This is a genomic window from Deinococcus marmoris (genome assembly GCF_001949125.1).
GTDB classification, from domain to species: Bacteria; Deinococcota; Deinococci; order Deinococcales; family Deinococcaceae; genus Deinococcus; species Deinococcus marmoris_A.
This window is the reverse complement of record NZ_MSTI01000160.1, coordinates 57,380-64,357: the sequence shown is the minus strand read 5'-3', so window position 1 is coordinate 64,357 and position 6,978 is coordinate 57,380. Positions and strand designations below refer to the sequence as shown.

Below are 6,978 nucleotides of genomic sequence, written 5' to 3'. Positions count from 1 at the left end.
CCCCGCTGCTGGGCCGCCGCCACGAGCTGGAGCGTCTGCGCGGGCTGGCTGCCGGGGAGGTGCTGTGGCTGCGTGCCCTGCGCGGGCTGGGCAAGTCGGCCCTGCTGCGGGCGGCAGCCCTGGGCGGCGGCACGCTGCTGGTGGGCCAGTCGGGGCAGCCGTACCAGACGCTGTTGCCGCTGGCCCCAGATTCAGCCCCCACCACCGACGAGGGCTGGCTCAGGTTCCTGATCGCCTCGAAAGACGCGCTGCTGCTGGACGACTGGGAGGCCGCCGATCCCGAATCGCGGCGGGTGCTGCTGCGTCTGGCCCAGTCGCGCGCGGGCGGGCCACTGGTCTTCAGCAGCCGGGAGCGTTCGCCGCTGGGCAGTGGCAGCGGCCTGAGCGAGCTGCCGCTGCGGCCTCTGCCCCCGGAGGCCCTGAGCGCCGGGGAGTACGCCCAGACCGGCGGCCTTCCGGCCCTGGTTGCTGCCCTGCACGCGCAGGAATCGCTGAGCGACACGCTTGCCACGCTGCTGTCTCCGCTGAGTCCGCAGGTGCGGCAGGTGCTGGCCTGTCTGGCGCTTCAGGATCAGCCCGCGCCGCAGGTCACCCGCCGCGCCCTGGAGCTTGACCCCGAAGCACTGGCCGGGGCACAGGAAACCCTGGGGCTGGCCGGACTGTGGCAGAGCGGCACAGGTCAGGGAAACATAGTTCAGGGCGGCGCGGGTCAAGCTGGCATTGTCGCCGCCCGCTCCACCGTGCTGGTGTGGCTGGCCGCCCAGCCCAGCCTGGAAGCCGAGGTGCTGATCCTGCTCGCGCCGCAGGTGCCGCCCGCCCAGGCCCTGCCGCTGTATCTGCGGGCGCAGGCGCTGACCGGCTCCAGCACATTGCCAGGCTTTCAGCCCGCGTTGGCGGTGAGCGCCCTGGCCCTGCTGGACGCCGAACAGGAAAGCGAGGCTGAGACGCTGCTGGCTGCGCACGCCCGCACGCCCGAAACCTGGCTGCTGCACGCCCGCGCCCTGGACACGCTGGGGCGCGGCCCCGAAGCCCTGAAACGGCTGGAGGGTTTGCCGCTGACGCCGGACGTTCAGGCGGTGCGGGGCCTGATTTTGTGGAGTATTGGGCGGATGGAAGAAGCCCGTCAGGCCGCAGAGGCCGCGCTGACTGGCGATTTGCCCACCCGCGCACGGGGGCATATGGTGCTGGGCAATTTGGCGCTGTCAGCTCAGGACTTTAAGCTAGCCAAAGCGTCGTTTTTGCGCGCCTGTGGGCTGTTCCGGCTGCTGGGCGATAACTTGGGCTACCTCAGAGCGCTCTGTCAGCAGGCCGTCGCCATGACTGAACTTGGCGATGATCTTACCGATACAATGCAGGAAATTAGACCGCTCTCAGCGCAGAATCCGCAGGCCCAGACGTTGAGCAATATTGGATGGCTTCTGGAGCGGCAAAATGAACCGCAACAGGCGCTGGATTTCTACAGGCAGGCGGCACAATTGGCACAAACTAGGCAGCAGGCTACATCGGCAGCGCTGGCCTGGAACAACGTGGGAACAGTCGAGCAGCAATTGGGCAGACTAGATGCTGCCGAACAGGCTTACCAGACCGCCATAACCTATGCACGGCACACCGGAGAAACCCACACTCTGGCGATGGTTCTGGGCAATCTGGGCGAATTGAAGGAAAATCTGCCCCTGATTGAGGAAGCCCTTGAGCTGCTTCGTGGTACCGGACAGGAACATTTGATTGCCTATTTTGAAGAGCAGCGCCTGGCGTTCATGGCTCGTTCAGGGGGGAACTGACAAGCTCATCCACAGGAGGAACACCATGAACAAAATAAAACAGGTGCTGGGGCGAATGACTATAGGTTTGCTGTGCGGAGGCTTGTTGTGCGGTACAGCATTTGGCGCAGGGATAGCCCCGGTTCCGGGTAGCGCTTTACCTGACGCCTGGGGTAGAGCAGGCAGTAAGGTCACCCTCAGCGTGCAAGAAGTTGAGGGCAGACCAGTGACGATCTCCGGGGCCATCGCCCCTAGCGCGGGCAAGCTGGTCACCGTGACCATTCCGATTCGCACCCCGCCGGGGCGTTTGCGGGTGCAATTTGTCAACGACGGCACCGACAAGACCATCACCACCCGCGATATCGAAGTGCTGGCCCCCGAATTACCGGGCGATCCACAGGCGCGGCGCGTGCAACTGCTGATCAATCCCAGACTCACGCCGCCGCAGGTAGACGCCCTGCTGGCCCGCCTGCTGCCTGGCGTCGGCACGCTCAACTCGCGCGAAACGCTGCCCGCTCCGGCGGCTCCCCGTCCCAACACCAGAGCGGCAGGAACCTCGCCTTGCGGTGGCACTCTGGCCGAGATTCAACTGGGTGCGGGCATCACGCTGGAAGCGGCCCTCAATCTGCTTGCTCAGGAGGGCGGCGAGGATGTGTGGTATCCCGATCCGATCTCTAACTGGAATGGTCATGCACTGGCTCAGTCCTTGCCCAATCAAACCCAAAGCGCTCAGCCACAGCTCAACCCGCAGTCCTTCAACTATGCCCCCGCACCCGTGGTGCCCAGGGTGGTGCTGGGCAGTCCGACGGGTGGCCGCACGGGCGCAGGCGTGACCATCGCCGTGCTGGATACCGGCTTTAGCACCACGCTTGACCCCACCCGCGAGCTGAACACCCCACAGGGCATGCGGCTGCCGCGCGTGTCGCCGCCGATCAATGCCCTCGTTCCCTATGACCCGGCCAACCCTGCGCCGTCGCTGACCGGGGCGCAGGACTTCTGGGAAGGCCACGGCACACAGGTGGCGATGCTGGCGGCGGGCACGCAGAGCGGCGTCGCTCCTGGGGCCAGCGTGCTGCCGATCAAGGTCTGCGCGCCGGGCGCAGGCGGGCGGGCCAGTTGCAGCACCAAGGACGTGTTGCGCGGGTTGTGCGTGGCACTGAGTAAGGTTCCGGCGCAGCAGCTCGTGCTGAACCTCAGCCTGGGCGGCGCGACGCCCACGGGGGGCATACACGCCGTCCTGAACTGGGCGCAACTCAACGGTGCGGTGGTGGTGGCGGCTGGGGGCAACCAGCACCTGAATCATCCCACCACCCCGAATGCCCCAGACCCGGAGGAATACCCCGCCGCCTTTGCCCGCTCGCACGCGCCCAGTCAGGCGGCGCTGCCGATTCTGGCGGTGGCCTCGGTCACGCCGCCGACCTGGAATGCACGCAGCCTGAACGTTTCGGCGCTGTGGCCGCTGTCGGGCTTCAGCACGCGCGGCAGCTACCTGAACATCAGCGCGCCCGGCGACTCGCTGGATCTGGGCCACATCCAGCTCTACAGCGGCACGTCCTTCGCGGCCCCACTGGTGGCGGGCGCGGCGGCGCTGGCGCGGCAAGCCAATCCCGGTATGACCGCTGTGGCGCTGCGGACCTACATGCTGTCGGGGGGACGGATTATCGCAGGCGGCGGCAATGTGGCCGCGCAGAACACCTCTGCTGGCATTGTTCAGACCGCGTCCGTACAGAATTTGCCGATGCTGAAGCTCAATGGGTACTGAATTTGCCTAACCTCCGCCTCTGCTCTATCAGTCAGAAGCGGGGTCAGATCATAGACCGGACCCACCAGAACCGACTTTGCCTCCACTGTGATGCTCAGCATCAGCGGATTTTTCGGGAAGGCAGTCGGCTACCGGGTCTCTCCAGGGAAAAAAGCACCACGGGTGGGCATGGATCTCATGCCCACCCGTGGTGCTTTTTTCAGGTCGTGGTCAAGACTTGAAGTAGACCACGGTCTTACTTGACGGGCGGCATCAACACGGTGTCGATGAAGTGAACCACGCCGTTGATGGCTGGCACGTCGGTCCTGGTGATGGTGGCATTGTTGATGGCCACCGTGCTGCCATCGACTTGAATGTCCACTGCCGCGCCGTTCACCGTGTCAGCAGTGGTGAGCTTCACGACATCGGCGGCCATGACCTGACCAGCAACGACGTGATACAGCAGCACAGCCTTGAGCTTGGCCGGGTCTGCAAGCAGGGCGTCCAGATCCGCTTTCGGAATCTTGGCAAAGGCGGCGTTGGTGGGCGCAAACAGCGTGAAAGGTCCCTTGCCGATCAGGGTGGCCTCCAGATCAGCGGCCTTCACGGCGGCCAGCAGGGTGGTGAGGTCGGGATCCGTCGAGATGATGCCGGTGATGGTCTCTGTCGGCTCGGCCATCGCTGCCGTTGGGGCAGCCGCTGCCGCCGCCGTTGCTGCGGGCGTCGCCATCGCGTTGGCGGGCGGCATCAGCACGGTGTCGATCACATGGATCACGCCGTTGGTGGCCTGCACATCGGCCTGGATCACGGTGGCGTCGTTGACCATCACCTTGCCGCCATTCACCTTAATGTTCACTGCCGCGCCGTTCACCGTTTTGGCCGTGGTCAGTTCAATGACATCGGCGGCCATCGCCTTGCCCACCACGACGTGATAGAGCAGGATGGACTTGAGCTTTTCTGGATCGTTGATCAGCGCGTTCAGGTCAGCGGCGGGAATCTTGGCGAAGGCCGCGTTGGTGGGGGCAAAGACGGTGAACGGGCCAGCGCCGCTCAGGGTCTCCACCAGTCCGGCGGCCTTGACTGCCGCCAGCAGCGTGCTGAAATCAGGGTTGGTAGAAACGATTTCGGCAATCGTCTGGGTGGGAGCAGGCGTGGTCTGTGCGGCCCCCACAGCAGAAAGCATCAGCGCACCAGTTAACATCAATGTGGTCTTCTTGAACATATCGGTCTCCTTTTTTTTACGGAAATAGAACGTTGTAAAAATTCATCGATTCAACCCTGAATCCATCTAACTTCATTAAAATCTGAGCGATTGAGCTGGAATTCGCTAGTCAAAGCGCTGTCCAGAAGGGTTGATTGCTGGTCATCCTAAAGAACAGGGTGAAACACATGAGTAAGGCGAGGTACAATGTATCCATTGTGAACCTCGCCTTAATGTATGATTTGTTGCCTGGAACTTCTTACTGGACCCGGTTCAATCGTCCTGATCCTGTGCCGAATCAGACAGAAACTGTGAGATGTACTTCAGATACGACTGCCGCCCCCCGGCTTTTTGCCACGTTTTAATCGAGGAGCGCAGCCGTCCCAGGATCTGCCGCATTTCCTCGGCGCTGACAGGTTCGGTGGGCAGGATGTTGTCCGGGCGGCCCACCAGCATTTCCGCGATGGGCAGCACGGCGTCATGCACCTCGGCGCGCAGGCCGTCCAGTTTGCCGGGCTTGAAGGCAAAGGCGGTGGCCTCGGCCCGGTAGCGCCGCGCCAGTTCCTCGTAGGCGGCGTCCACCTGCGCGTCGGTCAGTTCGGGGTGTTCGTCGTACACGCCGTACACGGCCAGCTCGATGCTCATGAACTGGTTCTCGTATTTGTCGGTGAATTCGCTCATCGCAACTTTTCCCTGATCCAGCCGCTCAACTCGCTGATCTTCACACGCTCCTGCGCCAGCGTGTCGCGGTCCCGCACGGTCACGGTGTCTTTCAAGGCTGGGTCAGATTCCTTGCCCTCGCCGCCGCCCAGGCCCAGGGTATCGAAGTCCACGGTCACGCAGTAGGGCGTGCCCACCTCGTCGTGGCGGCGGTACGCCTTGCCGATGTTGCCGCTGTCCTCGTACAGCACGCGGCCCAGGCCCAGGCCCTGCAACTCGGCCTTGATCGCCTTGGCCACCGTCGTAATCTCCTCGCGGTTGCGCGCCAGTGGAATCACCGCAACCTTGATCGGCGCGAGGTGCGGCTTTAGCTTGAGGACAATCCGCTCGCTGCCGTTCTCCAGCGTCTCTTTGGTGAACGCCTCGCTCAGCACGGCCAGCAATGCCCGGTCCACGCCCGCCGACGGCTCGATCACGAACGGCACGAGGGGCTTGTTGGTTTCGGGGTGCGGGATGGTCAGCTTGGCGATGGAGTCGTTGTTCTCGCTCACCTTGGCCACCAGATTCAGCTCGGACTGGTTCTTGGTATGAGACCCCAGATCGTAGTCGCTGCGGTTGGCAATGCCCTCGATTTCTTCAAAGCCCAGCGTGGGATAGTCGTACATCAGGTCATAGGTGCGCTTGGAGTAGTGGGCCAGATCTTCGGGTGGCACGTCCAGAATCTCGATCTTGCTGCGCGGGATGCCCTGCGCTTCCCACCACGCCAGCCGTTTGTCCAGCCAGTGCTGATGCCAGTCCTCGTCGGTGCCGGGGACGCAGAAGAACTCGATTTCCATCTGCTCCAGCTCGCGCACCCGGAAGATGAAATTGCGCGGCGTGATCTCGTTGCGAAACGCCTTGCCAATCTGCGCGATACCGAAAGGCAGGCGGCGCGAGGTGCTGTCCACCACGTTTTTAAAGTTGGTGAAGATGCCTTGCGCGGTTTCGGGGCGCAGATAGCCGTAACTTTCCTCGTCCGCCACCGGACCGATGGTGGTCTTGAACATCATGTTGAAGGGCTTCGGCTCGGTCCAGTCGCCCACCTCACCTGAAAAGGCGTCGCGCACCCCTGCCGCCTTCAGGACTTCGGAAGCCTTCGCGGGCTGCTTGATCAGGGCCGCCACCACCGCTGGAAAGTTGCTCGCGTCCTCACCAATTCCGGCAGCGACTTTCTCGATCACGTCGGCCTTCTGATCCTTGACCAGATGGTCCAGGCGGTAGCGCTTGTTGTTCTTCTTGTTGTCCACCATCGGGTCAGAAAAGGTGGCCTCGTGGCCGCTGTGGCGCAGGACCATGCGGTGCATGATGATGCTGGAATCCAGGCCCTCCATGTCGTCGCGCTCGTAGACGTTGGCGCGCCACCACGCGGCCTTGATGTTGTTCTTCAGCTCCACGCCCAGGGGGCCGTAATCGTAGAAGCCTTGCAGGCCGCCGTAGATCTCGGACCCCTGAAAAATAAAGCCCCGGCGTTTGCACAGGCTGACCAGTTCTTCCATCAATGATGCGGGCATCTTGCGTCCTCCTTTACGGGCTTTGCCCCGCTGGAAGACAACAAAAACGCCCCAGACGGCACTTGC

At 63.3% G+C, this 6,978-nt stretch carries 5 protein-coding genes; 2 read left to right on the top strand and 3 right to left on the bottom strand.

Features of this window, described 5'->3' with window-relative positions; genetic code table 11:
- Together BOO71_RS23520 and BOO71_RS23515 are read left to right on the top strand one after the other, a co-directional pair.
- Positions 1–1,781 (top strand): tetratricopeptide repeat protein (locus BOO71_RS23520; RefSeq protein ID WP_075836682.1); only part of this gene is annotated, 1,781 nt, incomplete at its 5' end.
- 205 nt (positions 1,782–1,986) lie between these two features.
- A complete protein-coding gene (locus tag BOO71_RS23515) occupies positions 1,987–3,522 on the top strand; it encodes a S8 family peptidase (RefSeq protein WP_075836680.1) in 1,536 nt (511 codons plus the stop codon).
- Positions 3,523–3,757: 235 nt separating this feature from the next.
- On the opposite strand, the gene BOO71_RS28925 is transcribed toward BOO71_RS23515, so the two are convergent.
- The 3 genes from BOO71_RS28925 to BOO71_RS23500 all read right to left on the bottom strand — a co-directional run bounded on the left by BOO71_RS28925 (position 3,758) and on the right by BOO71_RS23500 (position 6,912).
- Positions 3,758–4,723 carry a fasciclin domain-containing protein gene (locus BOO71_RS28925; protein WP_083653775.1) on the bottom strand — a complete coding sequence of 322 codons (966 nt, stop codon included), beginning with the start codon at positions 4,721–4,723 and terminating at the stop codon, positions 3,758–3,760.
- 252 nt (positions 4,724–4,975) lie between these two features.
- Positions 4,976–5,383 (bottom strand): hypothetical protein, encoded by a 408-nt coding sequence (locus tag BOO71_RS23505; RefSeq protein ID WP_075836678.1) that lies wholly within the window; start codon positions 5,381–5,383, stop codon positions 4,976–4,978.
- Positions 5,380–6,912, bottom strand: a complete 1,533-nt coding sequence (locus tag BOO71_RS23500) for a glycine--tRNA ligase (RefSeq protein ID WP_075836676.1) — start codon at positions 6,910–6,912, stop codon at positions 5,380–5,382. Before BOO71_RS23500 ends, BOO71_RS23505 begins: the two co-directional genes overlap by 4 nt.
- Positions 6,913–6,978 lie beyond the last annotated feature (66 nt).